The 26624-nt window shown below is 73.9% G+C and carries 25 protein-coding genes; 13 read left to right on the forward strand and 12 right to left on the reverse strand.

The window, feature by feature from the left end:
* The first annotated feature begins 64 nt into the window (after window positions 1-64).
* The 3 genes from mca to BCL65_RS10335 are packed head-to-tail and all read left to right on the forward strand — an operon-like array spanning window position 65 to window position 2108.
* Window positions 65-937: a mycothiol conjugate amidase Mca gene (mca, locus tag BCL65_RS10325; RefSeq protein ID WP_106267701.1), complete on the forward strand. Its 873-nt coding sequence runs from the start codon at window positions 65-67 to the stop codon at window positions 935-937.
* Complete coding sequence (locus tag BCL65_RS10330; protein WP_106267703.1) at window positions 937-1299, forward strand: hypothetical protein; 363 nt, start codon at window positions 937-939, stop codon at window positions 1297-1299. Before mca ends, BCL65_RS10330 begins: the two co-directional genes overlap by 1 nt.
* Window positions 1296-2108 (forward strand): carbon-nitrogen hydrolase family protein, encoded by an 813-nt coding sequence (locus tag BCL65_RS10335; protein WP_106267705.1) that lies wholly within the window; start codon window positions 1296-1298, stop codon window positions 2106-2108. The genes BCL65_RS10330 and BCL65_RS10335 overlap by 4 nt, the downstream gene beginning before the upstream one ends.
* Window positions 2109-2219: 111 nt before the next feature.
* Here the strand turns inward: BCL65_RS10335 and trhA are convergent, their stop codons facing one another.
* Window positions 2220-2951 carry a PAQR family membrane homeostasis protein TrhA gene (gene trhA, locus BCL65_RS10340; RefSeq protein WP_207767701.1) on the reverse strand — a complete coding sequence of 244 codons (732 nt, stop codon included), beginning with the start codon at window positions 2949-2951 and terminating at the stop codon, window positions 2220-2222.
* Window positions 2952-3168: 217 nt separating this feature from the next.
* Between trhA and BCL65_RS10345 the strand changes: the two genes are divergently transcribed.
* Genes BCL65_RS10345 through BCL65_RS10355 form a run of 3 tightly spaced genes read left to right on the forward strand, consistent with a single transcriptional unit; the run spans window position 3169 to window position 5696 of the window.
* Complete coding sequence (locus tag BCL65_RS10345; protein ID WP_106267707.1) at window positions 3169-3930, forward strand: isoprenyl transferase; 762 nt, start codon at window positions 3169-3171, stop codon at window positions 3928-3930.
* Between the two features lie 49 nt (window positions 3931-3979).
* Complete coding sequence (locus tag BCL65_RS10350; protein ID WP_106267709.1) at window positions 3980-4468, forward strand: MarR family winged helix-turn-helix transcriptional regulator; 489 nt, start codon at window positions 3980-3982, stop codon at window positions 4466-4468.
* Between the two features lie 22 nt (window positions 4469-4490).
* Window positions 4491-5696, forward strand: coding sequence for a glycerate kinase (locus BCL65_RS10355; protein ID WP_243400991.1), 1206 nt, complete (start codon window positions 4491-4493; stop codon window positions 5694-5696).
* A 19-nt stretch (window positions 5697-5715) separates the two neighbouring features.
* Here BCL65_RS10355 and BCL65_RS10360 read toward each other — a convergent pair whose 3' ends face one another.
* On the reverse strand, window positions 5716-7647 hold the full coding sequence (locus tag BCL65_RS10360) for a hypothetical protein (protein ID WP_106267711.1): 1932 nt from the start codon (window positions 7645-7647) through the stop codon (window positions 5716-5718).
* A gap of 13 nt (window positions 7648-7660) precedes the next feature.
* A complete protein-coding gene (locus tag BCL65_RS18320; RefSeq protein ID WP_258176955.1) occupies window positions 7661-7792 on the reverse strand; it encodes a hypothetical protein in 132 nt (43 codons plus the stop codon).
* Window positions 7793-7850: 58 nt separating this feature from the next.
* Here BCL65_RS18320 and BCL65_RS10365 point away from each other — a divergent pair, with 58 nt between their 5' ends.
* The 3 genes from BCL65_RS10365 (at window position 7851) to BCL65_RS10375 (ending at window position 10699) form a co-directional block, all read left to right on the forward strand.
* Window positions 7851-8996 (forward strand): ferrochelatase, encoded by a 1146-nt coding sequence (locus BCL65_RS10365; protein ID WP_106267713.1) that lies wholly within the window; start codon window positions 7851-7853, stop codon window positions 8994-8996.
* Between the two features lie 36 nt (window positions 8997-9032).
* The gene (hemQ, locus tag BCL65_RS10370; protein ID WP_106267715.1) at window positions 9033-9797 is read left to right on the forward strand and encodes a hydrogen peroxide-dependent heme synthase; all 765 of its coding nucleotides are present in this window, start codon (window positions 9033-9035) and stop codon (window positions 9795-9797) included.
* Window positions 9798-9868: 71 nt separating this feature from the next.
* Complete coding sequence (locus BCL65_RS10375) at window positions 9869-10699, forward strand: tryptophan-rich sensory protein (protein ID WP_106267717.1); 831 nt, start codon at window positions 9869-9871, stop codon at window positions 10697-10699.
* Here BCL65_RS10375 and BCL65_RS10380 read toward each other — a convergent pair.
* The 3 genes from BCL65_RS10380 to BCL65_RS10390 form a co-directional block, all read right to left on the reverse strand.
* Window positions 10674-11579 carry a putative protein N(5)-glutamine methyltransferase gene (locus BCL65_RS10380; RefSeq protein WP_106267853.1) on the reverse strand — a complete coding sequence of 302 codons (906 nt, stop codon included), beginning with the start codon at window positions 11577-11579 and terminating at the stop codon, window positions 10674-10676. The genes BCL65_RS10375 and BCL65_RS10380 overlap by 26 nt on opposite strands.
* Window positions 11576-12868: a Glu/Leu/Phe/Val family dehydrogenase gene (locus BCL65_RS10385; protein ID WP_243401004.1), complete on the reverse strand. Its 1293-nt coding sequence runs from the start codon at window positions 12866-12868 to the stop codon at window positions 11576-11578. The genes BCL65_RS10380 and BCL65_RS10385 overlap by 4 nt, the downstream gene beginning before the upstream one ends.
* A gap of 162 nt (window positions 12869-13030) precedes the next feature.
* Window positions 13031-13825, reverse strand: a complete 795-nt coding sequence (locus tag BCL65_RS10390; RefSeq protein ID WP_243400990.1) for a helix-turn-helix domain-containing protein — start codon at window positions 13823-13825, stop codon at window positions 13031-13033.
* 110 nt (window positions 13826-13935) lie between these two features.
* On the opposite strand from BCL65_RS10390, the gene BCL65_RS10395 reads away from it, so the two are divergent.
* The 4 genes from BCL65_RS10395 (at window position 13936) to BCL65_RS10405 (ending at window position 19411) form a co-directional block, all read left to right on the forward strand.
* A complete protein-coding gene (locus BCL65_RS10395; protein ID WP_106267721.1) occupies window positions 13936-17460 on the forward strand; it encodes a bifunctional proline dehydrogenase/L-glutamate gamma-semialdehyde dehydrogenase in 3525 nt (1174 codons plus the stop codon).
* Window positions 17461-17568: 108 nt separating this feature from the next.
* Window positions 17569-18189 carry a patatin-like phospholipase family protein gene (locus BCL65_RS10400; protein WP_243400989.1) on the forward strand — a complete coding sequence of 207 codons (621 nt, stop codon included), beginning with the start codon at window positions 17569-17571 and terminating at the stop codon, window positions 18187-18189.
* The gene (locus BCL65_RS18325; protein WP_243400988.1) at window positions 18186-18389 is read left to right on the forward strand and encodes a hypothetical protein; all 204 of its coding nucleotides are present in this window, start codon (window positions 18186-18188) and stop codon (window positions 18387-18389) included. The genes BCL65_RS10400 and BCL65_RS18325 overlap by 4 nt, the downstream gene beginning before the upstream one ends.
* Window positions 18386-19411 carry a 1-acyl-sn-glycerol-3-phosphate acyltransferase gene (locus BCL65_RS10405; RefSeq protein ID WP_207767700.1) on the forward strand — a complete coding sequence of 342 codons (1026 nt, stop codon included), beginning with the start codon at window positions 18386-18388 and terminating at the stop codon, window positions 19409-19411. The genes BCL65_RS18325 and BCL65_RS10405 overlap by 4 nt, the downstream gene beginning before the upstream one ends.
* A gap of 154 nt (window positions 19412-19565) precedes the next feature.
* On the opposite strand, the gene BCL65_RS10410 is transcribed toward BCL65_RS10405, so the two are convergent.
* From BCL65_RS10410 to BCL65_RS10435, 6 genes are all read right to left on the reverse strand, one after another.
* Window positions 19566-20579 (reverse strand): LacI family DNA-binding transcriptional regulator, encoded by a 1014-nt coding sequence (locus BCL65_RS10410; protein ID WP_374108549.1) that lies wholly within the window; start codon window positions 20577-20579, stop codon window positions 19566-19568.
* Between the two features lie 17 nt (window positions 20580-20596).
* Entirely contained in the window at window positions 20597-22165 is a 1569-nt protein-coding gene (locus BCL65_RS10415) for a glycoside hydrolase family 1 protein (RefSeq protein WP_106267727.1), read from the reverse strand.
* Between the two features lie 82 nt (window positions 22166-22247).
* Window positions 22248-23171: a carbohydrate ABC transporter permease gene (locus BCL65_RS10420; RefSeq protein WP_106267729.1), complete on the reverse strand. Its 924-nt coding sequence runs from the start codon at window positions 23169-23171 to the stop codon at window positions 22248-22250.
* Window positions 23168-24349 carry a carbohydrate ABC transporter permease gene (locus BCL65_RS10425; protein ID WP_106267731.1) on the reverse strand — a complete coding sequence of 394 codons (1182 nt, stop codon included), beginning with the start codon at window positions 24347-24349 and terminating at the stop codon, window positions 23168-23170. Before BCL65_RS10425 ends, BCL65_RS10420 begins: the two co-directional genes overlap by 4 nt.
* Before the next feature lie 137 nt (window positions 24350-24486).
* A complete protein-coding gene (locus tag BCL65_RS10430) occupies window positions 24487-25821 on the reverse strand; it encodes an ABC transporter substrate-binding protein (RefSeq protein ID WP_106267733.1) in 1335 nt (444 codons plus the stop codon).
* A 277-nt stretch (window positions 25822-26098) separates the two neighbouring features.
* Window positions 26099-26599, reverse strand: coding sequence for a DUF2505 domain-containing protein (locus tag BCL65_RS10435; protein WP_106267857.1), 501 nt, complete (start codon window positions 26597-26599; stop codon window positions 26099-26101).
* Between the last annotated feature and the right edge of the window lie 25 nt (window positions 26600-26624).

Here is a 26624-nt window from a genome sequence, read left to right on the forward strand (position 1 = left end):
TCCACGAGGCGGACGTCCCGAACCCATCCCAGGAGGACCCTTGACCGGCGAACCACTGCGGCTCATGGCGGTGCACGCGCACCCGGACGACGAGGCGAGCAAGGGCGCCGCGACGACGGCGAAGTACGCGGCCGAGGGTGTCGAGGTCCTCGTCGTCACCTGCACCGGCGGGGAGCGCGGCGACGTGCTCAACCCGTCCTTCGTGCCCCCCGAGGGGCTCTCGTTCGACACGATCGAGGACAAGCGCGCCGTGCGACGCCTCGAGATGGCCGCGGCCGCGGCAGCGCTCGGCGTGCGCCAGCAGTGGCTGGGGTTCGTCGACTCGGGCCTCCCGGAGGGCGACCCTCTGCCCCCGCTGCCGGAGGGCTGCTTCGCGCTGGTCCCGCTGGAGGAGGCCGCCGCGCCGCTCGTCGAGCTCGTCCGCCAGTTCCGCCCGCACGTCATGACGACGTACGACCCGACCGGTGGGTACCCGCACCCGGACCACATCCGCTGCCACGAGGTCGCGTTCGAGGCCTACCACGCGGCGGGCGACGCCGGCCGCTACGCCGTGGACGGCGGTGCGGAGCCGTGGGCGCCGCGCAAGCTCTACTACAACCACGGCTTCTCGATGGAGCGCATCCGCGCGGCGCACGAGGCCATGACGGGCGCCGGCCTGGAGTCGCCGTTCGGCGACTGGATCGAGTCGCGCACCGCCCGGGAGATCCCCGAGCGGGAGGTCACCACCCGGATCGACGTCTCCGACCACTTCGCCCAGCGGGACGCGGCGCTGGTCGCGCACGCCTCGCAGATCGATCCCGACGGCTTCTTCTTCGCGGTGCCGCGCGACCTCGAGGTCGACGTGTGGCCCACCGAGGAGTTCGAGCTCGCCGACTCCCGGGTGCCCGTGGAGACACCGGAGGACGACCTGTTCGCCGGCGTCCGGGAGGAGTCCTGATGTCCGCCGCGCTGCTCGCCGGCCTGCTCGCCGACGTCGGCCCGTCACCCAGCCCGACCACCCCGCCGCTGGAGAGCTGGGAGGTCACCCCGGGGCTGACGGGGTTCCTCGCGACGTTCGCCGTCGCCGTCGCCGCCGTGCTGCTGTTCTTCTCCCTGAGCCGCCACATGCGCAAGGCGAACGCCTACGCCCGGGCGCACGGCATCGAGGTGCCGGAGCGACGCTCGATCGGGTTCCGGGCCGCGGGCGACGACCGCGGCACGTCGGCGAGCTCGCCCGACGCGGCCGGCACGCCGGTCTCGCCGTCGGACGCGTCGCCGGACGGCGGCGCCCCGGACGGGCCGGGTCGGCACCCGGCATGACGCGCGTCACCGTCGCCCAGGTCGAGGTGTCGGACGACCACGAGGCGAACCGGTACATGGTCGGGGACGCGTTCTCCGCCGCGGCCGCGGTGCAGGCAGACCTGCTCGTCCTGCCCGAGTACGCCTCGGGGTACCACCGGCACGGCGTCGGCATCGAGCACGCCGAGCCGCTGGACGGGCCGTTCGTGTCCATGCTGCGCGCGCTCGCCGCGGAGCACGGGACGGCGGTGCTCGCCGGCACGACGCTCCCGGGTGCCGAGCCGGGACCGGCCGGCGGGGAGCGTCGCGGGGTGAACGCCGTCGTCGCCGTGGACGCCTCGGGGGCGCTCGCGGGCGTCTACCGCAAGGTCCACCTCTACGACGCGTTCGGCACGCGCGAGTCGGACCGCCTCGAGCCGGGGCCGGCCGACGCCGAGCCGTTGACGCTCCGGGTGGGCGAGCTGACCTTCGGCGTGATCACCTGCTACGACCTGCGGTTCCCCGAGTCGGCGCGCCGGGTGGTCGACGCCGGGGCGGACGTCCTGGTGGTCCCCGCCGCCTGGGTCGCGGGCCCCCTCAAGGCGGAGCACTGGCGCACGCTGCTCGCGGCGCGGGCGATCGAGAACACCGTCGTGGCGATCGGTGTCGGCATGGCCGGCAAGGGCGTGACGGGCAGGTCCGTGCTCGTGGGGCCGGACGGCGTCGTCGGCCTGGAGCTGGACGAGCGCCCGCAGTACCGCACGGTGGACCTGGACCCCGCGGAGCTCGCTGCGGTGCGCCGGGCGAACCCGTCGCTGGAGAACCGGCGCTACGCCGTCGTGCCCCGCTGATCCTCGCCGAACGTCGAGGTTCGGCCCGGAATGCGGCGCCAAACCGGTCCGAACCTCGACGTTCGGCGGCCGGCGGGCGGCGGACGGCGGCGGCCGGGGGGACGCCCGGCGTCACACGGCGGCGAGGTAGATCGCCACGGTGTGGCAGGTGAACCCGACCACGGTCAGCGCGTGGAAGATCTCGTGGAAGCCGAACCAGCGGGGCGAGGGGTCGGGGAACTTGGTGCCGTACACGACGGCGCCGAGGGTGTAGGCGAGCCCACCTCCGGCCACGAGCCAGACCACCGCGGGGCCGCCGGTGGCACCGAACTGGCCCAGGTAGCCGACGGCCACCCACCCGAGGGCCAGGTAGATGGGCACGTAGAGCCACCGTGGCGCACCCATCCACAGCAGCCGGGTGAGCACGCCGGCGGCGGCGCCGATCCACACGACGGTGAGCAGGATCGTCGCGGAGCGCGGGTCCAGCAGCATGACGGCCAGCGGTGTGTAGGTGCCGGCGATGATGATGAAGATGTTCGCGTGGTCCAGGCGACGCAGGGCCGCCTCGACGCGCGGCGACCAGGTGCCGGTGTGGTAGACGGCGCTGGTGGCGAAGAGCATGAAGGCGCTGAGCCCGAAGACCGCCGCGGCGACCTTCCCGGCGACCGGTTCGGCCAGCACGACGAGGACGATGCTCGCAGCCAGCGCGAGGGGGGTCGTGGCCGCGTGGATCCACCCGCGCAGCCTGGGCTTGAGACGCCGCACGGCGTCCTTCGCGTCCTGTGCCACGCCCTTCGCGGCGGCGATCGTCTCGCCGTGCTCCGGGGCGTCGACCCGACCACGACGCTCGGCTCCTCCTGCCACTGGATGTCTCCTTGCTGCTGTTCGACCGATCAACCTACGGTTCCGTAGGTTACGCCAGCGTAGGCGTCGTCCGACACCCCGCTCGCCGGGGTCCTGTGAAGATCGTGCGACGGGATCGCGGGGCCTGCTCGCCCGGCCCGCCGGACGTCCCGTGCGGACGGCCCGGAGCGGTACCGTTGTCCCGATTCGTCCGCCCCCCACCCCGCGAAGGACCAGCGTGCGCCTGCCCCACCCGCTGTACAGCCTGTACGAGCGTCGGCTCGCCGGGTCCCTGGACCGCGAGCAGATGCCACGCCATGTCGGGGTCATCCTCGACGGCAACCGGCGCTGGGCGAAGTCCTTCGGCGAGACGGCGGCCACGGGGCACCGGCGTGGCGCCGACAAGATCACCGAGTTCCTCGGCTGGGCGGAGGAGCTGGGCATCGAGGTCGTGACCCTCTGGATGCTCTCCACGGACAACCTCGCGCGCCCGAAGGGCGAGCTCGCCAACCTGCTCGACATCATCGAGGACGCCGTCCGTGACCTCGCCGGCTCGGGACGCTGGCGCCTGCGCGTGATGGGACGGCTCGACCTGCTGCCGGAGCGCCTCGCGAGCGCCCTGCGCGCCGCCGCGACCGAGACGGCCGACGTCGTCGGTCTGCACGTCAACGTCGCCGTCGGCTACGGGGGTCGCCACGAGATCGCCGACGCGGTGCGGTCCTACCTGCGCGCCGAGGAGGCCAACGGGACCACGCTGGCCGAGCTGGCCGAGCGCCTGGACGTCGAGGACATCGCGGCCCACCTGTACACCAAGGGTCAGCCGGACCCCGAGCTGGTGATCCGGACCTCCGGCGAGCTCCGGGTGGGCGGCTTCCTCATGTGGCAGAGCGCCCACTCCGAGCTGTCGTTCGTCGAGGCCTACTGGCCGGACTTCCGGCGCGTGGACTTCCTGCGGGCGCTGCGCGACTTCTCCCGGCGCGAGCGCCGGCTGGGACGATAGGCCACGACGGCCAGACGCTCGCGGCGACGACGCCGGGACAGGAGAACCCATGACGACACCCGACACCACCTTGTCCGGCTCGGCACGTGACGCCGCGCGGACCTGGGAGGCGCTGTTCCGCACCCAGGTCACCCTCATGCGCCGGTTCCAGGCCGACTCCGTGTGGAGCGAGGTGTCCATGCGCGAGTACGACGTGCTGTTCACCCTGTCCCGGGCGGCGAGCTGCACGATGCGGCTGCGCGACCTCAACGAGAGCGTCCTCATGGCGCAGTCGTCGCTCTCCCGGCTCGTCGAACGGCTCGAGGACCGTGAGCTGGTGCTGCGCTCCGTCCCGGACGACGACGCCCGCGGCACCCTCGTCGCGCTGACCGAGACCGGACGCCGGGTGCAGCGAGCCGTCGGACGGCGGCACGTCCGGGCGATGGAGCAGTACGTCGGCGGCGCCCTGGACATCGAGGAGCAGGCGGAGCTGACGCGCCTGCTCGACAAGCTGCGCGGCGCACAGGTCGGCATCGCGGACTGGACACCGCAGGATTGATCGCGCCGGTTATCCTCGCCCCGTGACCTCGCCGACGACTGCCGAGCCCGCCGCCCAGCACGCCGTGACCCGCACCGACACGCCCGACGCGCCCCACGTCGTGGTCGTGCCCGACTCCTTCAAGGGCAGCCTCGGCGCCACCGACGTCGCCGCGGCGCTGCGAGCCGGCGTCCTCGCCGCCTGTCCCGGGGCCCGGGTGACGAGCCTGGCCATGGCCGACGGCGGGGAAGGCACCCTCGACGCCCTGCTCACCACGTGGTCGACCCCCGTCCGGCACGTCGAGACGGTCGATGCCGTGGGCCGCCCGCGGACCGCACGGTGCGCGGTCTCGCCCGACGGCCGCACCGGCGTCGTCGAGCTGGCCGAGGCGAGTGGCCTGCCGGCCGTCGGCGACGTCCCGCTCCAGCCGCTGCACGCCGGCACGCGCGGCACCGGCGAGCTCGCGGCGGCCGTGCTCGACGCCGGCGTCGAGGAGGTGCTGGTCTGCCTGGGAGGCTCCGCCTCGACGGACGGCGGCGCGGGCGTCCTGGCCGGCCTGGGTGCCCGGCTGCTCGACGCGGACGGCGACCCCGTCCCCGACGGCGGCGAGGGCCTGGCGCAGGTGGCCTCCCTCGACCTGTCGGGCCTGCACCCTCGCGCCCGTGCGGTGCGCTGGCGCCTGGCGGTCGACGTGACCAACCCGCTCGTCGGTGAGCTGGGGTCGGCCGCCGTGTTCGCCCCGCAGAAGGGCGCCGGCCCGGGCGACGTGGCCTTCCTCGACGCGGCGCTGGCCCGGTGGGCGGACCTCCTCGAGCGCGAGACCGGCGTCCGCGTCCACGAGCTGCCGGGAGCCGGTGCCGCCGGAGGTGTCCCCGCGGCGCTCGTGGCGCTGCTCGGCGCGGAGCTCGAGCCGGGGGCGTCGCTCGTCGCCGAGGCCGTCGGTCTGCCGGCGGCGCTCGAGGACGCCGCGCTGGTGATCACCGGGGAGGGGTCGTTCGACTCCCAGTCGGTGCGGGGCAAGGTGGCCGACGGCGTCGCGCGCCTCGCCGCGGCGTCCGCGGCCCGACCCCCGGTCGTGGTGGTGGCCGGCCAGGTGCTGCTCCCGGCCGAGCAGGCCCGTGCGGCGGGGATCGCCGCGGCGTTCTCGATCGCCCCCGGGCCGATCGGCCTCGACGACCTGATGTCACGGACGGCCGCGCGGCTCAGCGAGGTCGCGGCGTCGGTCACGAGCCTCACGCTCGCGCGGTAAGGGGCGGGCGGGCCCCCGGTCAGGGCGCGGAGTCGTCGTGCAGGACGACGCGGGACAGCTCGACGTCGCCGCCCGGCAGCACCCAGTAGTGCAGGCGCCGGGCCTGCGGCGCGCTCGCCTGGAGGGAGAGGCGCATCGCCTGGGCGCCGTCGGTCTCGCGCACCAGGTAGGGGCTGCCGCCGCCGTCGCCGCGCCGGAGCCGGTGCAGCTCGAACCCCGGCACGTCGGGCGCTCGCCCGGTGAGGACGAGGACGACGGCGCGGTGGACCCGGTCCTCCAGCCCGCGCCCGACGTCGGCGAGCGAGTCGCAGAACCGCGGCCCGACGGTGAAGGGTGGCAGGGGGTACCGGTCCTTCTCGTCCGCGCCGATGATCTCGGCCCAGACGCGCAGGACGTCGAACCGCAGCTGGGCCTCGGGGTCGGTGAACAGCCGCCGCACGGTGCCGGGCGCCGGGGTGCGCGCCCGGTCCTTGCGGGCGCTGCGGATCTTGGCCTTGTACCGCTCGACGTCGTCGTGCAGCCGGTCGAGGCGGTCGCGCTGCTCCCGCGCGAGGTCGCGCAGCCCGATCACCTCCAGCTCGAGAGCGTGGACGGTGGCGCGCAGCTCGGAGGCGTCCCGTTCGGCACGGTCCGCCCGGGAACGGTGCTCGTGGACGGACAGCTCGAGCTGGTTCACCAGGGCCTTCTTGGGCGGTCCGGGTGCCGCGGCGGTGCTTCCCGTCGGGGGATCGGCGGCTTCCGACGACGGCGTGCCGGCCTCGGTACGGCCGTCCGGCCCCGGTCGGGCACCGGGCGGCGGGACGGCGGGCCGACGCCCGGGGCCGGGGACCGGCCAGGGAGCGGGCGGCGGCCCCGGAGCCCGCGTGGCCTCGGGCGGCGTCCCGGCGGAGGCACCGGACGTCTCGTCGTCGTCGACGGGGGAGGGGGCGGGGAGCCAGGGTGGACCGCCGTCGAGCAGGCTGAGGGCCGCCAGGGTGGCGTCGGCATCGTCCACGTCGTCGAGCCGCAGGTCGGGCCGCCACGTGCCGCCCCCGGGCCCGGGGACGGGGTGCCCGGGGAGCATCCGCGCGGCGACGGCCTCGCCGACGGAGAAGAGGTCGCGCAGGTCGTCGTCGCCCCGGGTGGCCTGGTCGCGGGCGACCCGCACCGTCACCGCGGGCGTGAGGGCCAGCAGCACGGTGTCGGCCGTGACCTGGTGCACCTGTGCCGGGACGACGGCGCCGTCGGGGTAGCTGTCGTGGACGCGGGCGAGCTGTGCGGCGGAGTCCGGCAGCATGGCGCGCACGTCGAGGCGCCGCGAGCCGGCGTCGAGCGTGCCCCGGACCCGCATGCCCGGCGCCAGGAGCCGGTCGACGGGGACGATCGGCAGCGTCAGCTCCTGGGCGACCTGCGCGGTGGTGCCGTCGGGGGTCTGCACCAGCGCACGGGTGCCGACCACGCCGAGCACGGTGGCCGTCGTCGTCGCCGGCCGTGCGGCCGCGGTGGGGGTGCCGGTGAGGCCCGCGTCGGCCGCCGCCGTGAGGGCGTCCTGGACGAGCCGGTCGTGGACCCGGGTTCCCTCGGCGTCGTCGTAGGCGAACCACAGCGGCGAGCGTGACAGGTCGTGGACCCACTCCACGCCCACCGGGTAGACCCGTGACGCCCCGCCGTACACCTGGGTGCCCTGGGGCATGCCGTGGGAGAAGGCCCAGGAGGGTTCACCGGTGTGGATGACGACGACCTCGGCGAGGCCGTGCAGCTCGTCCAGCACCCGGGCGGGGTCGACGTAGGGGCTGCCGCGGTCCCGGGGGGTGGACACGACCACGACCGGCCAGCTCCGGTCGGGGTGGTGGAGGCGGGCGGCGAGCTCGTCCGCCTGCGCCGTCGTGCGGACGTGCGCCACAGCGGTGGGGACCCGCGCCGGAGCGGTGCGGTCGGGGCCGGAGGAGGTCGCGGTGCGGGTGCTGGCCACGACGCCTCCTCCGCTACGGTCCGGCCGGGCTCACGAGCCTACCCGCGGCCGTGACCTGCGGCCCGATGGCGATGCCGCGCGGCGGGAACCAGCGCCCCGGGCGACCGCCGGCCAGGAAGATGACGCCGTGTGCGTTCAATGTCACGTCCGTTCGTCCGTGCCCGGGGTCACCGCCGGGCCCGACCGGTGCGAGGATGAGGGTCATGCCGATGACCCCCCGGTCGGCCGATCCCGGCCCCTACGACGCCCTGCTGCTGTACTCCTTCGGTGGCCCGAACAAGCCGGAGGACGTCGTCCCGTTCCTCCGCAACGTGACGGCCGGCAAGGGGATCCCCGACGCGCGGCTCGAGGAGGTCGGCGAGCACTACTACGGGTTCGGCGGCAAGAGCCCCATCAACGAGCAGAACCTCGCGCTGAAGGCGGCGCTCGAGGCCGAGCTCGCCCGCCGCGGCATCGAGATCCCCGTCGTGTGGGGCAACCGCAACTGGGAGCCGTACACCGCGGACGCGGTCGACGAGCTCGAGCGGCTCGGGGCCGAGCGCGCCGTCGCGCTCGTGACCTCGGCGTACTCGTCGTACTCCGGATGCCGGCAGTACCGAGAGGACCTCGCCGTCACGCTGGAGCGGCGCGGCCAGCTCGACCACACCGGCTCTACGGGCGTGCAGTTCGACAAGATCCGCTCCTACTTCAACCACCCCGGGTTCGTGCAGGCGAACGTGGACGCGGTGCTGGACGCCTATGCCGCGCTGGAGGCCCAGGGCGGCGCCCCGGCCGAGGCGAAGCTCGTGTTCGTCACGCACTCCATCCCCGACACGATGGAGGCGGCGTCCCGGATCTCCGGCGCCACGTACGCCCAGCAGCACCTCGACGTCGCCGGCGTGATCGCCGGGCGCGTCGCGGAGCAGCGGGGCCACGCCGTCGAGTGGGAGCTGGCCTACTGCTCACGCTCCGGTCCGCCCACCCAGCCGTGGCTGGAGCCCGACGTCAACGACCTGCTGACCGAGCGTGCCGCCGAGGGCCTGCGCGACGTCGTGATGTCCCCCATCGGGTTCGTCTCCGACCACATGGAGGTCGCCTACGACCTCGACACCGAGGCGATGGCCACCGCGACCGAGCTGGGCATGAACGCCGTGCGCGCGGGGACGGTCGGCACCCGCGAGCCGTTCGTGGCCGGCCTGGTCGACCTCCTCCTCGAGCGCGCCGCGCTGGCCCGCGGGGAGGACGTCGAGGAGGCCACCGTGGGCGACCTGCCCGCCTTCCGCTCCGTCTGCGAGGTCGACTGCTGCCTGCGGCGCGACGGCGAACCGAGCGGTGTCCCGGCCCTGTGCTCGCGTGACGTCTCGCGCTGACCGGCCGTCCTGACGAACGAACCGAAGGAGAACAGCGTGAGCGACCAGCACATCCACGGCGACACCGGCGAGGCCGTCGACGCGCGGGCCATCAACGAGACCGTCCGCTACGCGATGATCTCGGTGTTCTCCGTCGCTGCGCCGCTGCCGGCCGACGGCGCGGTCCGCGAGGAGCTCGTCGCCGCGGCCGAGGATGCGCTGTGGGACGGCCGGCCCCGGGACGACCGTGACGCCGAGCGGGCCGACGGCGGCGTCGTCGTGCGCGGGGTGTACGACGTGGCGGGACTGCGTGCCGACGCCGACCTCATGGTCTGGGTGCACGGCCCCACCGTGGAGTCCGTGCAGGGCGCCTACCAGCGGTTGCGGGCCTCGGGCCTCGGGGCGCACCTCGTGCCCGAGTGGTCGGTCGTGGCGCTGCACCGCGCCGCCGAGTTCAACAAGGGGCACGTGCCGGCGTTCCTCGCGGGGGAGCAGCCGCGGGACTACCTGTGCGTGTACCCGTTCGTCCGCTCCTACGAGTGGTACCTGCTGCCCGACGACGAGCGCCGCACGATGCTGCGCGACCACGGCATCGCGGCCGCCGGGTACCAGGACGTGCGGGCGAACACGATGAGCACCTTCGCCCTGAGCGACTACGAGTGGCTGCTCGCGTTCGAGGCGGACGAGCTGCACCGGATCGTGGACCTCATGCGGGACCTGCGTGCCACCGAGGCGCGACGCCACGTGCGCGAGGAGGTGCCGTTCTACACCGGTCCGCGGGTGGAGCTGGGTGCCTGGGCGGACCGGCAGCCCCTCGCCTGACGCCTCGGCGTCGGGTCGTCGTGCGGGCCCGCCCAGATGCTCAGCAGGCTGATGTTCGCCATGCTGGAGCCATGAGCACCGAGAACGCCGCCATCACGTCCTCAGCCCCGCCCACCGCCGCCGACCGGGTGCGTCAGGTCGTCGTGCTGCTCGGGTCGCTCCTGGCGATCGCCGCAGCCGCCGTCGGATCCGGCGCGGCCGGCGGCCAGCCGGTCTCCGAGGCGGCCGGCGGGGCGCTCTCCGCCGAAGCCACCGTCGTCGCCCCCGGCTCGCCGGCCTTCTCCATCTGGTCGGTCATCTACGCCGGGCTCCTGCTGTTCGCGATCGTCCAGCTCCTCCCGGGCCGCGCCGCCGACCCGCGGATGCGCGCGCTCGGCTGGTGGGTGCTCGGGTCGATGCTGCTCAACGCCGTCTGGATCGGCGTCGTCCAGGCCGGCTGGCTGTGGGGCAGCGTGCTCGTCATCGTCGCGCTGCTCGCCGTGCTGTGCGTGATCCTCGTCCGGATCGTGCGGATCCCGGCGGGGCGGCCGCTCGACACCGTCGCCACCGACGTCACCATCGGGCTCTACCTGGGCTGGGTCAGCATCGCGACGATCGCCGACGTGGCCGCGACGCTCGCCGCCGACGAGGTCGGGGAGCTCGGCCTCGGCGAGAGCGTCTGGGGCGCCGTCCTCGCCGTCGCCGGCGCGCTCGTGGTCGTCGCGATCTCCGTCTTCGCCCGCTCGCGGCCCACCGTGACGATCCCCGTCGGGCTCGCCGCGGGATGGGGCCTCGCGTGGATCGCCGTCGCACGTACGCAGGGCCCGCTGACGGACGTCGTCGTCGCGGTGGCCGCCACGATCACCGCGGTCGCAGCCGTGGCGGCCCCGATCGTCGTCACGCTGGCCCGCCGGCCGCGCTAGCGTCAGCCGCCGTCGCCACGACCACGGTGCCGCCCGGTCCGTCGTCGTCCTCGTCGCGGACGACGTGCCCGACGAGCGCGGCCGCCGCGACGAGCGCGAGCGCACCGTCCACCTGGTCGGAGCCCACCTCGAACAGCAGCCGTCCGCCCGGCCGCAGCCAGCCGGGCGCCGCGGCGACCACGCGGCGCAGGACGTCGAGCCCGTCGGTGCCGCCGTCGAGCGCGGCGACCGGCTCGTGGTCGCGCGCCTCGGGCGGCATCCCGGGGATCGCCGCGGTGGGCACGTACGGGGCGTGGCACAGCAGCACGTCGACGCCTCCGCGCAGGTGGGCGGGGAGCGGGTCGAACAGGTCGCCCTGGTGCACGGTGCCCCCGAGCGGTGCGAGGTTGCGCCGGGCGTGGGCGACGGCGGCCGCGTCGACGTCGCTCGCGTGCAGCTCGACGGGCCGGCCGGGCCGGGTGCGCGGCCCCGGCCCGCCCTGCAGACCCAGCGCCACCGCGCCGCCGACGGCGCCGCAGCCGCAGCACAGGTCGACCACGACGTCGGCCGCGCGCGGCGTCCCCTGCAGCGCGGTGCGGACCATCAGCTCGGTGCGCCGGCGCGGGACGAACACACCCGGGCCGACGGACCACCGGTGCCCGGCGAGCTCCACCCAGCCCAGCAGGTGCTCGAGCGGCTCGCCGGCGACGCGCCGCGCGACGAGGACCGCCAGCTCGTCCGCCGCCGCCACCTCCGGTGCCGCCTCCGGTGCTGCCGCCGCTGCGGGCGCGGCTCCGGTGGTGCGGCCGACGTGCTCGAGCAGGAGCCGGGCCTCGTCCTCCGCGAAGACGCAGCCGGCCGCCCGCAGCCGGGCGACCAGCGCGTCCTCGTCGCGGCTCAGGGGTACAGCCCCCGCGTCTCGTGCGCCTCGGCCGTGCGCTGCACGCCGATGACCAGGGCGGCGTCCCGCAGCGAGATCCCGTCGCGGCGGGCGAGCGCCGAGACGTCGGCGTACGCCGACGACATGCGGCGCGCCAGCTTCTCGGCGATCTCCTGCTCCGACCACCAGTAGGTCTGGTTGGCCTGCACCCACTCGAAGTAGGAGACCACGACGCCGCCCGCGTTCGCGAGGACGTCCGGCACCACGATGACCCCGTTGTCCGCGAGGATCTGGTCACCCCGTGCGGTGGTCGGGCCGTTCGCGCCCTCGACGACCCAGCGGGCGCGCACCGCGGGAGCCGTGGACTCGTCGAGCACGCCCTCGAGCGCCGCCGGGACCAGCACGTCGACGTCCAGGGCCAGGAGCTCGGCGTTCGTGATCGGGTCGGCGTCGTCGAACCCCACGACCGACCCGGTGGCCTCCACGTGCTGCTGCAGGCGGGGCACGTCGAGGCCGTCGGCGGCCCGCACGCCGCCGTACTGGTCGCTGACCGCCACGACGCGCGCGCCACGGTCGGCGAAGATGGTCGCGGCGTGGCCGCCCACCTTGCCGAAGCCCTGGATCGCCACGGAGACCTCGCTCAGCGGGACGTCGGCCTCCTTCAGCGCGGCGGCCGTGACGTGCACGATGCCGGCGCTCGTGGCCGTGCCGCGGCCCAGGGAGCCGCCGACGGCGAGCGGCTTGCCCGTCACCACGGCCGGGATGGTGAACCCGCGGTTCACGGAGTAGGTGTCCATCACCCACGCCATCGTCTGGGCGTCGGTGCCCATGTCCGGCGCCATGATGTCGGTGTCCGGGCCGATCACGGGCATGATCTCGGAGGTGTAGCGGCGCGTCACCCGCTCGAGCTCGGCGGCGGAGTACTCCCGCGGATCGATGCCGATCCCGCCCTTCGCCCCGCCGTAGGGCAGGTCCACGATCCCGCACTTCCACGTCATCCACATGGCCAGCGCACGCACCTCGTCGATGTCCACCGACGGGTGGTAACGCAGCCCGCCCTTGCCAGGACCTCGGGAGACGTTGTGCTGCACCCGGAAGCCGTGGAACAGCACGGTCTCGCCGCTGTCGCGGCGCAGCGGCACCGCGACGTGCGTCTCGCGACGGGGGGTGGCGAGCATCTGGTGGAGGCCCTCGTCGTAGCCCAGGTGGGCGACGACCCTCGTCAGCTGGCTGTGCGCCGTCGCCAGGGGTGAGGCGTCCGCCGTCAGGGTCGGGGCGTCCGCCACCAGGGTCGTGGGGGTCGACGTCAGCGTCAACAGAACCTCCTGCAAGGCACGTGCCGGGCGCTCGGGCCCGGCCCGGCGGGTCGGTGCGACCCCGGTCGTGGGGAGCGCAGGCACACCGTATCCCCACCGGCGGGGGCGCGACGACGCCGCCTCCCCGCGCCTGGCGCCCGGACCGGCCGCCGGTCCTCACCCACGGCGCGCCCGACGACGGAACGAGGCCGGGGTCTCCCCGGTCAGCCGCGCGAACGCCCGGGTGAACGCCGCCTGGTCGTAGAAGCCCGTGGCGGCCGCGATCTCGGCGATGGGGGTGCCGCCGCCGGTCAGCAGGTCCGCCGCGCGGTCCACGCGGGTGCGCAGCACGAGCTGGCGGGGCGACAGCCCGAACACCTGCCGGACCCGCCGGTCCAGCACCGCCGGGGAGCAACCGGCCAGCGCCGCCAGGTCACGGACGGTCAGCGCGACCTCGGGGGAGCGGTCCAGGTGCTGCTCCACGGCGGCCCGCAGCCGCGCCATCGCGTCCATCGTGACGTCGTCGGCGTCGCGGGAGCGCAGGTCCCGCGAGACCGACACGATCCCGACGAGCCGCCCCGCGTCGTCGTGCACCGGGAGCTTGGAGGTCAGGTACCAGCCGGGGGTGCCACCGAGTCGCCGGATCAGCTCCAGCTCGCCCCGCAGGGGCCGGCCGCCGCGCAGGACCTCGGCGTCCTGGGCCTCGTAGCGCTCCGCCAGCTCGGGGACGAACAGGTCCCGCGCCCGCCGGCCGACCACCTGGCGGCGGGAGCGCTCGTTGGTGCGGTGCACGAACGTCCGGTTGACGAGCACGTACCGGCCGGAGACGTCCTTGGCGCAGAACATCACGTCGCTCAGCTCGTCCATCAGGGCGACCATGGTCCGTGCCATCGCGGCCAGGACGGCGTCCCCGGCGGGCCACGGTGGCCCGGGGCCGGTCGGTCCGTCGGACGGCGGTTCGGGGGGAGGCACGGTGACGGTCTACCCGGCCGGGGCCCGCACGGCAAGTTTGTCGCAGGAGCGCCGTGGCACGGCGGGATCCGTACAAGACGAGCAGCGGCCGTCAGGAGCATCCTGGGGGGATGAGCACCCACCTGAACGAGCGCGGCGCCACCACCCCGGGCGCCGAGCGGCCCGACCGCCTCGGGGCCGCCGCCCTGGTCGAGGACGCCGTGGCCCTCGCCCACTCGTGGATCGCGGCCGCCGAGGGCACCGGCGGCGGCGCCACCCGCGCCGACCGCCGCACCCGCGCCACCGCCGAGCGCCTGGGCGACCTGGTCGCCGACCCGGCCGGACTCGACCTGGCCGTCGGGTTCGTCGACGACGTCGCGCGGCCCCAGGACGTCCGGGTGGCCGCGAAGGCCCTGGCACGCCTCGGCCGGGACGCGGGCAGCGCAAGCTTCCTGTCCCCGGTCGACCGGACCCTGTTCCGGGTCGGGGCCGCCGTCGCCCCGGTGCTGCCCGCCGTCGTCGTCCCCGCCGCCCGCGTCCGGCTCCGCCAGCTCGTCGGACACCTCGTCGCCGACGCCGGACGCGGGCTCGGCAAGCACCTCGCCCGCACCCGTGACGAGGGCTACACACTCAACGTGAACCTGCTCGGCGAGGCCGTGCTCGGCGCCGACGAGGCGCAGGCCCGCCTGCAGCGCACCATCGACCTGGTCCGGCGGGACGACGTCGACTACGTCTCGGTCAAGGTCTCCTCCGTCGCGGCCCAGCTCGTCACCTGGGACCTCGACGGCTCGCGCGAGCGCGTGGTCGCCCAGCTGCTGCCCCTGTACCGCGCCGCCCGTGACCACGGGGTGTTCCTCAACCTCGACATGGAGGAGTACAAGGACCTCGCCCTCACCACCGCCGTCTTCCGCGATGTGCTCGACCGCGACGAGTTCCGCGACCTCGAGGCCGGGATCGTCCTGCAGGCCTACCTGCCCGACGCGATGGGTGCGCTCGACGAGCTGACCGCGTGGGCGCAGGGCCGGGTGGCGGCCGGCGGCGCGCGGATCAAGGTCCGGCTCGTCAAGGGTGCCAACCTCGCGATGGAGCACGTCGAGGCGGAGCTGCACGACTGGGCCGCCGCGCCCTACCCGACCAAGCCCGACGTGGACGCCAACTACGTGCGCATCCTCGACCGCCACCTCACGCCCGAGCGCACGGCGGCCGTGCGCCTCGGCGCCGCGTCCCACAACCTGTTCCACGTGGCGCTCGCCGTGCTGCTGGCCCGCGGCCGCGGCGTCAGCGAGGGCCTCGACGTCGAGATGCTGCAGGGCATGGCGCCGATCGAGGCCCGGCTGGTGCGGGCGGAGATCAGCAAGGGCTCGCCGGACGAGCACGGCGAGGTGGTCCTCTACACCCCCGTGGTCCGCGACGAGGACTTCGACGTGGCCATCTCCTACCTCGTGCGCCGCCTCGAGGAGAACGCCGCCGAGCAGAACTTCCTGCACGCCTCGTTCGCCCCGCCGTCGTCCGTGCCCGGGGTGGCCGGCACACCGATGGACCGGCAGGAGGTCGCGTTCCGCGCCTCCGTGACGCACGGCGTCGACTACACGGCCGACGACGTCGCACCGCGCCGCCGGTCGCGCTTCGACGCGGAGCCCGCGCCCGCCACGCACGGGCCGTTCCACAACGCGATCGACACCGACCCGGCCGTGGCGGCGCACCGGGAGTGGGCGCAGCGGATCGTCGGGCCGGACAGCGGGTTCGTCCCCGTCCAGGCCCCCGAGATCACGGACACCACGGTGATCGACGCCGCCGTCGCGCGCGCCGTCGAGGTCCGCGAGGCCTGGTCCGCGGTGCCCGCCGCCGGTCGTGCGCGCGTGCTGCGCGAGGCGGCGACCCGCCTCGAGGCCCGCCGCGGCGACCTGGTGGCCGCAGCCGTCCACGAGGCGGGCAAGACCGTCCCGGAGACGGACCCCGAGGTCACCGAGGCCATCGACTTCGCCAACTACTACGCCGCGGCCGCCGAGGCGCTCGACACCGTCGAGGGCGCGGACTTCGCGCCCGACGGCGTCACGCTCGTCACGCCGCCGTGGAACTTCCCCGTCGCGATCCCGATCGGCGGGGTGCTGGCGGCGCTCGCGGCCGGCTCGACGGTGCTCGCCAAGCCGGCACCGCCGACGCCGCGCTGCTACGAGCTCGCGGTCGAGTGCGTCCACGAGGCGCTGGAGGCCGTGGCGCCCGAGATCGGCCTCGCCCCCGACGTCGCCCGCGACGCCGTGCAGTACCTGCGGGTCCCCGACGGCGACGCCGGCAAGCATCTCGTCAACCACCCCGACGTGGCACGGGTGGTGCTGACCGGGTCCATCGAGACCGCCGAGCTGTTCGCGCGGTGGCGGCCCGAGCGTCCGGTGCTCGCCGAGACGTCCGGCAAGAACGCTCTGGTCGTGACGCCGTCGGCGGACCTCGACCTGGCGGTGGCCGACGTGGTGCGCAGCGCCTTCGGGCACGCCGGCCAGAAGTGCTCCGCGGCCTCCCTGGTCATCCTCGTGGGCTCCGTCGGTGACCCGTCGACGGTGACCGGAGAGCGGTTCCGCCGCCAGCTCGTCGACGCGGTGCGGTCCCTCGCCGTCGGGCTGCCCACGTCGCTGTCGACCGTGATGGGTCCGCTCACCGAGCCGGCCGCCGGCAAGCTCGAGCGGGCGCTCACCACCCTGGAGCCGGGCGAGACGTGGCTCGTGGCGCCGCGCCGGCTCGACGAGCAGGCGGCAGCCGCCGGGCTGGACCCCGACCGGCTGTGGACGCCCGGCCTGCGCGACGGCGTGACGCGCGGCTCGTTCTTCCACCTCACCGAGGTGTTCGGACCGGTGCTCGGCATCATGCGGGCCGCCACGCTGGACGAGGCCCTCGAGATCCAGAACCAGGTGTCGTTCGGCCTGACCGGCGGGATCCACTCGCTCGACTCCGACGAGATCGCCACCTGGCTCGACCGCGTCGAGGTCGGCAACGCCTACGTCAACCGGCACATCACCGGGGCGATCGTGCAGCGGCAGTCGTTCGGCGGCTGGAAGGCCTCCGTGGTGGGACCGGGCGCCAAGGCGGGCGGCCCCAACTACGTGGCCCAGCTCGGCGCCTGGCGCGACACGGCGGCCGCGGCCGGTGGTCCGCCCTCGCGCGGCAACGACCCGCAGGGCTGGCTCACCTGGGCCGAGGCCTCGGACGACGCCGCGTGGGAGCAGGAGTTCGGCGTCCCGCACGACAAGACCGGGCTGAGCGTGGAGGAGAACACCTTCCGCTACCGGCCGGTCGACCAGGTGACGGTGCGCGTCGGGGACGACGCGCTGCCGGCCGAGGTGCAGCGTGTCCTGGCCGGGGCTCGGCGTGCCGGGGTGCGCGCCGTCGTCGTCCCCGAGGCCGACGCCGGCTGGGGCGTGCCGCACGAGGAGCCGGTCTCCCACGCGCAGTTCGCCGCGGCCGTCGCGGACGGGCGCGTGACGGGGCGGATCCGGGTGATCGGGTCGGCCCCCGGGCTGCGCGAGGCGGCGGTGGGTCGGCTCGGCGAGGTGACCGTGCTGGACGGCCCCGTCCTGGCGTCCGGTCGCCGCGAGCTGCTGACGTTCCTGCGCGAGCAGGCCGTCAGCCGCACGAAGCACCGGTACGGCCACCTCCGCGACTGACCCCCACCCCCCCACGCTGTGGGTGCACGACACGCCGTCTGGCCCTGCGGGCCGACGGCGTGTCGTGCACCCACAGCGGTGGAGGGGGTTGCGTGCGACGATGTCGGCGTGACGGTGGCTTTCGTGCTCGGGGGCGGAGGGGTGCGCGGCGCCGTGCACGTCGGCATGCTCCAGGCCCTCTTCGAGGCCGGGGTGCGTCCCGACCTGCTCGTCGGCACGTCGATCGGGGCCATCAACGGGGCGGCCGTCGCCGCCGACCCGTCGCTGGCCGTCGTCGACAGGCTCCTCGAGGCCTGGGCGTCGCCCACCGCCGCGAGCGTCTACTCCGAGCCCTGGTACCGGCAGGTCGCGCACCTCGCCCGTTCCCGGACCCACGTGTTCGACCCGGCGAAGCTCCGCGCGCTCGTCGCCGAGACCGTGGGCGAGCACCGCACGTTCGAGGACCTCCAGGTGCCGCTCGCGGTCGCGGCGGCGAGCATCGAGCGGGCGGCGCAGCGCTGGTTCGACAGCGGACCGCTCGTCGACGCCATCGTCGCGTCCGCCTCCGTGCCCGGCGCGCTCCCGCCCGCCGAGATCGACGGTGAGAACTTCGTCGACGGCGGGTGGTCGACTCGATCCCGCTCGGGGAGGCGGTGCGGCGGGGTGCGTCCACGGTCTACGTGCTCCAGGTCGGGCGCATCGAGGAGCCGCTCACCGCGCCGACCACGCCCGCCGACGTCGCCCGCGTGACGTTCGAGATCTCCCGCCGGCACCGGTTCTTCCGCGAGCTGGACGACGTGCCCGACGGCGTCGTCGTCCACGTGCTGCCCTCCGGCGGTCCCGTGCCGGGCGACGAGAAGCTCACGTCGTTCCGGCGCCTCGACGCGACGCGTCGCCGCATCGACCAGTCGTACCGGGCGGCAGCCCGCTATCTCGCCGACAGCGCATGATGGCGCCCCCGCCCCGCTGGGTGCGCCGGCTCGTGGTCGCCCCGCTCGTGGTCGTGCTGGCCCTCGTCATGGTGCCGACCACGCTGATGCTCGCGCTCGTCGTGGGCGCCGCGCTGACGTGGGTGCTGCCGGGACGGCTGCGCACCCTGCGGCTGCTCTGGATGATCGCGTTCTACGTGGTGTGGGACGCCCTCGCGCTGCTGGCGATGCTGGGCCTGTGGATCGCGTCCGGCTGCGGGCTTCTCGCGGGCCGCCCCTGGTACCGGCGTGCGCACGTCCGCCTCGCCCGCGGCATGCTCGCGCTGTTCTTCTGGCAGGTGCGGTGGACGCTGCGCCTGCGCATCGTGGTCGACGCCGCACCCGGCGTCGAGATCCCCGACGCGCCCCTCGTCGTGGTCAGCCGCCACGCCGGCCCGGGGGACTCGTTCATCCTGATCGACCGGCTGCTCGGGCTCACCGGCCGGGCGCCGGCCGTCGTGCTCAAGGACACCCTGCAGTGGGACCCGGCGATCGACGTGCTGCTGCACCGGCTCCCGTCCGCCTTCGTCACGCCGTCGTCGCGCCGCCGGGAGGGTCAGGCCGGCGCGCGCGAGACCGTGGAGCGCATCGCGGCGGGGCTCACGAGCGACGAGGCGTTGGTGCTGTTCCCGGAGGGCGGCAACATCACCGCCCGACGTCGCACCGGGCGCATCGCGGCCCTGCGGGAGCGCGGGCACGAGGAGCTGGCACGACAGGCCGAGGCCATGGGCAACGTCATGGCGCCCCACGCCGGCGGCTTCCAGGCCGCGCTGGACGGTGCGCCGGACGCCGCGGTGCTGGTCGTGGCGCACACCGGCCTCGAGCGCCTCGTCACCGTGGGCGACATCTGGCGGGAGCTCCCGATGGACAAGTCCATCGTGCTCGGCGGGTGGCTCCACCCGGCGTCCGGCGTACCGCGGGACGACGTGGCGCGCGAGGCCTGGCTGTTCGAGCAGTGGCGGGTCGTCGACGCCTGGATCGGTGAGCGCACGCCGACCGTCTGACGTCCGTCCACCTCCGCAGCGGGCGGGTGCCTCGTTCCTCGGCCCACCCGCTGCTTCACCTCCGCCTCAGGCGGTGCTGTTGCCGCCTGAGGCTGCGGCTCCGCATCGGGCGGGTGCCTCGTTCCTCGGCCCCACCCGCTGCTTCACCTCCGCCTCAGGCGGAGTCACCCTCGACGAGGCGGGGGACGAAGATCCGGGGCTCCGGGTGCACGTCCTCGCCGGCCAGCATGTCGAGGAGCGTCGACGTCGCCGCCGCCACCATCTCCACGACCGGCTGCAGCACCGTGGTGAGCCGGGGAGTCGTGCGCTCGGCTCCCAGGGCGTCGAAGCCGACGACGGCGACGTCGTCCGGCACCTTCTTGCCGTGGTCGCGCAGCACCTGGAGGGCGCCCGAGGCCATCAGGTCGGAGGCGGCGAAGACGCCATCGATGTCGGGATGGTCGGCGAGCACACGTTCCATCGCCGCGGCACCACCCTCGACCGTGAAGTCGCCGTTCGCGACCGCGTCGGTCGGCAGGCCCGCCCGGCTCAGTGTCCGGCGCCAGCCCTCGTGGCGGTCGAGGGACGCCGTCATGTCCTGCGGACCGGTGATCGCCGCGATGCTGCGGCAGCCGCGGTCGACCAGCCGCTGGGTCGCGACGCGTGCCCCCGCCGCGTTGTCGACGTCGACGTAGTGCAGGCCTGCGCTGTCGAACGGACGGCCCACGAACACCCCGGGAAGGGTGCCCGAACGGAGCTCCGGCTCGAGGCGGTCGTCCTTGTGGTGCGACGCGATGATGACGCCGTCGACGTGACCGCTGTTGAGGTATCGCGCGATGTGTCCCGGCCGCTCGCCCGGGCGGGCGAGCAGCAGGACGAGCTGCAGGTCGGTGCCACCCAGACCCTCGCTGACGCCTCGCACCACGCCGGCGAGGAACGGGTCGGTGAGGATGCGGGCGTCCGGCTCCGGCACGACGAGCGCGATGGAGTCCGTCCGGCGGGTCACGAGCGATCGTGCCGCCCGGTTGGGCGCGTAGCCCAGCCGGAGGATGGCGGCGTCGACGGCCTGCTGGGCCTCGGGGGAGACGCGGTCGCCCCCGTTGATGGCGCGCGACGCCGTCGACCGGGACACCCCCGCGGCGCGCGCGACGTCGTCGAGCGTCGGAACGATGTGCTTCGTGACCACGATCGGAGACTACCTTTCGCTCAACCGCGGGCCGGGACGGCGTTGTCCCGGGCGACGTCCGCGTACCAGCGACCCGATGACTTCACGGTGCGCTCCTGCGTCTCGTAGTCCACCCGCGTGAGGCCGAACCGCTTGGCGTAGCCGAGGGCCCACTCGAAGTTGTCCATCAGCGACCAGGCGAAGTAGCCGCGGACGTCGGCGCCCGCGTCGATCGCGTCCTTCAGCGCGCGCAGGTGCGCGTCGAGGAAGGCGAGCCGGTCCTGGTCGTCCACGGTGCCGTCCTGCTCGACGACGTCCGGGTAGGCCGCGCCGTTCTCGGTGACGAAGAGCGCCGTGCCGCGCGGTCCGGTGTAGTCCTCCTGGATCCGGACGAGCAGGCGGGTGAGGCCCTCGGGCTGCACCTCCCAGCCCATGTCCGTGATCGGCAGGCCGCGGCTGCGCGGGTGGACGCCGTCGGGGACCGGGTTCGGCGAGCGCGTCTCCCACACGGGACCCGTGGCGTCGTGCTCGCGCGCTCCGTCGGGACCCGCGGTGCCGTCCGGCACGCCGGACGCCGTGGCGGACTCCGGGTCGGGCGTCGCCGCGACCGCGCCACCGTTGTAGTAGTTGACGCCCAGCACGTCGATCGGCGTGGAGATGATCTCCAGGTCGCCCGGCTCGATGAGCTCGGCGAGGCCCAGGTGCGCGACGTCGACCAGGATGTCCTGGGGGTAGGCGCCGCGCAGGACCGGGTCGAGGAAGATGCGGTTGAACATGCCGTCGTCGCGCCGCGCGGCGTCGACGTCCGCCGGGTTGTCCGGGTCGACCGGGTCGGAGACCGTGAAGTTGAGCGTGATGCCGAGCGAGGCCTGCGGGGCGCGCTCGCGCAGCGTCTCGACCGCGAGCCCGTGGCCGAGCATGAGGTGGTGCGCGGCAGCGAGCCCGAGCTCGGGCGACTTCTTGCCCGGCGCGTGGACGCCCGCCGTGTACCCGAGGAACGCCGAGCACCAGGGCTCGTTGAGCGTGGTCCACACGGGGACGCGGTCGCCGAGGGCGTCGCCCATGACGGCGGCGTAGTCGGCGAACCGGTAGGCGGTGTCCCGCGCGGGCCAGCCCCCCTGCTCCTCCAGCGCCTGCGGCAGGTCCCAGTGGTACAGCGTGAGCCACGGCATGATGTCGGCCTCGAGGAGCTCGTCGACCAGCCGGGAGTAGAAGTCGAGACCGCGAGGGTTGACCGTCCGGCCGTCCGGCACCACGCGCGCCCAGGACGTCGAGAAGCGGTAGGTGTCGAGGTGGAGGCTCTTCATGAGCTCCACGTCCTCGCGGTAGCGGTGGTAGTGGTCGCAGGCGACCATGCCGTCGTCGCCGTGGTGCACGGCGCCCGGGATCCGGCAGAAGACGTCCCAGATGGAGTCGAGGCGGCCGTCCTCCGCACCGGCGCCCTCGACCTGGTAGGCGGCGGTGGCCGCGCCCCAGAGGAATCCGGCGGGGAACTCGACGCGCCCGCTGCTGTTGGGCGTCGCCCGCACCAGCGGGGCCGACGGCGTGAACGGCGCGGCCGTCCCGGGTGCGGCGGCCCGGGCGCCCGTGCCCGGCATGCTCAGAGTCATCTCAGCTGTACTTCCCTGTCGGAGGAGCGGGCTGTCCGGACGCCCGGGGACGTCCGGACAGCCTGTGGTCGAAGTCTGCGTCTCAGCCCTTCACCGCGCCAGCCATGATCCCGGCCACGAGCTGACGTCCGACGAAGAAGAACAGCACCAGGAGGGGGAGCGTGACGAGGAAGATGCCACCCATCACCAGCGAGTAGTCGACGAAGTAGTTGGCCTGCAGGGAGCGCACGACCAGCGGCAGCGTCGGGTTCTCGTTGGTGAGGATGATGGACGGCCAGAAGTAGTTGGTCCACTGCTGCACGAACTGGAACAGGCCGAGCATCGCGGCGGCCGGGAGCGCGGCGGGCATCGCGACCGACCAGAAGGTGCGGATCATCGACGCGCCGTCCACGCGGGCCGCCTCGATGAGCTCGTACGGCAGGGCCTCGGAGAGGTACTGGGTCATCCAGAACACGCCGAACGCGGTGACCAGGCCGGGCAGGATGACGGCCTGCACCTTGCCGTACCAGCCGATCTCGCTCATGAGGATGTACAGCGGGATGATGCCGAGCTGCACCGGCACGGCCATGGTGGCGATGACGAAGACCAGCAGGGGGCCGCGGCCGCGGAAGTTCAGCTTGGCGAACGAGTACCCCGCCAGCGTCGAGAACAGCACGACCGACGCCGACGAGATCACGCCGATGAGGGTCGAGTTCCAGAGGGCCTTCCAGAAGTTGATGTTGGAGTCGGTGATGACCGTCTGGAACTGCGTGAACAGGCTGGCGTCCGGGAGCCACTGCGGGACCGCGTTCTGCGCGATGGACGTCGGGTCGGACGAGCCCAGCAGGAGCGTGTAGTACAGCGGGAAGATCGAGATCAGCAGGACGGCGCCCAGCAGGACGTAGGTGACCCGGCCGGCTCGGCGGGCGGACCCGCCGAGGGGCGCCTTGCCACGGGCGCGGCGCTTGGCGGCGGCGCGGGCGGCACGGGTGCCGGCGGTCTGCGCGGTGACGGCGACGGAGCTCATCGGACGTCCTCCCCGGGGGTCTGGTTCGACGAACCGTTGGACGGCTGCGTGGGCGGGATCGACGGCGGTGGTGGCGGCGAGCCGGGCGGGGGACCGGCGTTGGCGCCGGGCGGCGCCGACGGTGTCGGTGCACCGCTGCGGTTCGAGGCGGCCCTGGCCTCGGCGAGCAGCGCCTTGGTGTGACGGCGGCTCACCTTGGGGCCGCGGGCACCGCCGGTGGCGATCCGCTGCGTCATGATGAAGTTGGCCATGCCGACGATGACGATGATGATGAACAGCAGCCAGGCGACCGCTGCGGCACGACCGAAGCTCTTCTGGTTGCCCCACGCGACGTCGTAGAGGTAGACCACCGTGGTCATCCAGTCCCGGTTCGGTCCGCCGAGCCCCTGGGAGTCGTACATGCGGACCTCGTCGAAGATCTGCATGCCGCCGACGGTCGAGGTGATGACGACGAAGATGACGGTGGCGCGGATCTGGGGGACCGTCACGGAGAAGAACTGACGGATCCGTCCGGCGCCGTCGATGACCGCGGCCTCGTAGAGCTCGCGCGGCACGGCCTGCATGGCCGCGAGGAAGATCAGCGTGTTGTAGCCGGTCCAGCGGTAGTTGACCATCGTGGAGATGGCGAAGTGGCTGGCGAGACGGTCACCGTGCCAGGCGACGGGGTCGACGCCGACGAGACCGAGCAGCTCGTTGATGAACCCGTACTGGTCGGCGTAGAGACGCCCGAAGATCATGGAGATGGCGACCGGTGCCACGACGAACGGCACCAGCACGCCCATGCGCCAGAAGGTGGCCGCGCGCAGGTTCTGGTCGAGGATCGCGGCGATCGCGATCGCCATGATCACCTGCGGCACCGAGGAGAACAGGAAGATGGAGAAGGTGTTGCCGACCGACTTCCAGAACAGCGGCTGCTGCAGGACGGCGACGTAGTTGTCCATGCCGACGAAGTCGCCCTGCCCGCCCAGCAGGTTCCAGTCGTAGAGCGACACGATGGCCGTGTAGACGAGCGGGAACAGGCCCACCACGGCGAACAGCAGGAAGAACGGCGAGATGTACAGGTAGGGCGAGACCTTCACGTCCAGCCGGCCGAGCCGCTGGGAGAGGCCGACCCGTCGCGGCGGACGTTCCGGTTCGCCGCGCGCGTGCGCGGGCTTGCTGGGGGACAAGATGGCCATGAGCAGTTCCTGTACGTCTCTCCGTGGGGCGGGGCTGGGCACGTGTCGGGCCGGTCGCCGGGGATGGCGACCGGCCCGACACGGTGTCTCACAGGGTGGAGCGGGGCGGTGTGCGCCTCACATCCAGGTGGGTGAGGTCACTGGATGACGTTCGCGGCGTCCGTGACCGCCGTCTCCCACGAGGTCTCCGGGTCCTCGCCGTTGAGGTCGACGCGGTTGATCGCGTTCTGGACCTCGGCGTGGATCGCGAAGTAGTTCGCGCCCTTGAACGGCGCACCGTCGATGGCCTGGGCACGCGTGGAGAAGATCTCGCCGGCCGGGGCGCCGCTCATGAAGTCGTTCGTGAACGTCTGGACGGCCTCGGACTCCTGCGCCTCGATCTGCGACGGGAAGGTGCCCGCCTCCTCGAAGGCCTGGGTCTGGACCTCGGGCGAGGTCAGCCAGTCGGCGAGCTCCGTGGCGGCCTCGGTGTTGGCGCCGGAAGCCGGCACGGTGAGGAACGAGCCGCCCCAGTTGCCACCGCCACCGGGGAAGACGTCGGCGATGTCCCAGCCCTCGACGTTGCCCGCGTTCTGCTCGATCGGACCGGTCATCCAGGCCGGGCAGAGCATCGTGGCGAAGGCGTCGTTCTGGAAGCCGGCGGCCCAGTCGTCGCCCCACTGCTCGAGACCGGCGGACAGCTCGTCCTCGGCCGCGGCAGCGAGAACCTGGTCGTAGAGGCCCTTGACCTCGGTGTTGCTCGCCAGGTCCTTGGGCTCACCGGTGGCCGGGTCCTCGTAGGCCGCGTCGAGCTGGTTGACCATGCCCTGGAACGTCGCCTGGGCGGAGTCGAACCAGGCGTTGCCCGTCTCGTCGACGTACTCCTTGCCGGCGGCGAAGTAGGTGTCCCAGGTGGCGTCGTCGCCACCGATCCACTCGGCGACCTCTTCACGCTCGGAGGGCAGCCCCGCCGCCTCGAGGAGGTCGGAGCGGTAGCAGATGGCCTCGGGGCCGATGTCGGTGCCGTACCCGATGAGCTTGCCGTCCGGCGTGGTGGCCTGCTGGACCTTCCAGTCCACCCACCGGCCGTCGATCGTGGGGAGGTCGGCGAAGAGGTCGGGGTACTGCATGAGCTCCGGCAGCCAGTCGACCTCGATGGCCTCGATGTCGGCCAGGCCCTCGCCGCCGGCGGCGAGCTTGGTGGTCAGGTTCGTGCGGGCGTCACCCGACTCGGCGGCCGTGACGTGCTCGATGGTGACGTTGGGGTGCTCCTCGGAGTACTGGGCGAGGAGCTCGTCGGTGTAGCCGAAGTTGTTGAACGTGGCGACCGTGAGGGTGATCTCCTCGTCGGTCATCTCGCCGTCGTCGCCGTCGGTGGTGCCCGGCTCCTCGGTGTCGCCCGAGCAGGCGCCGAGGAGGAGTGCGAGGGACGCGATGCCGGCAGTGGCCGCTGCGACGCGACGGCTCCGGCGGGGGCGGGTGCTGCTGAGCACGGTGACTCCCTTGTCTGGTTCGAATCATGCGTAGGACGCTTCAGGAAGCGCCGACGCATCATGACGTGGTAGCGCTTCCACGACCGGGGATGATGCTTCCCTCGCCAGCGTGCTACGTCAAGTCCCCCGGAGTCATCGATGCCGGACGGTGATGTCGCGTTCGAGCGTCGTCGCAGGTCAGGGCCGTGGTGGGAGCGCTCCCGTGATCAAACCGTGATCACCCTCCGCGGCGTGCAGGGGGAGTGCAGGGGGCGTGCTCGCGCGCTGGCGGCCAGGCTCAGGAGCCTTCGAGCCACTCCCGGCCGGCGCGCTCCTCGGCCTCGAGGGTGCGCCGGACGGCACCCGCCGCGGCCTCCTCGACGGTCGCGGCGAAGAGGGGGAGGTTCGCCCGCACCTCGCCGTCGTAGACCTGGCGGGTGCTGCCGTCGGCCGTCGGCTCGAGCCGGAGCGAGCCGGTCATCCGGACCGGGGCGCCCGCGATCTCGACCGCGACGGTGCCCACGTGGCGCCCGTCGCGCACCGGCTCCCACGCCTCCGCCTGGCGCACCTCGAGGTGGTCGCCGACGAGCTGCCGGACCTGGGCCGGGATGAGGTCCGTCGGAAGGGTGCGCCGCAGGGACACCGTGAACCCGGAGGCCGGGTCCCCGCTCACGTCGACGTGGGAGGCCGCGCCGGCGTCCCGCCGTCGGCCACGCCACCGCACGAACTCCGCGTCGCTGAGCATGGCGGCCACGGCAGAGACGTCCGCCGGGTAGATCTGCTCCACGGTCAGGTGCACGCTGCCCACCCTACCGGCGTGCTCC

Origin of the sequence: Isoptericola halotolerans (assembly GCF_003003075.1) — a bacterium.
Lineage (GTDB): Bacteria > Actinomycetota > Actinomycetes > Actinomycetales > Cellulomonadaceae > Isoptericola > Isoptericola halotolerans_A.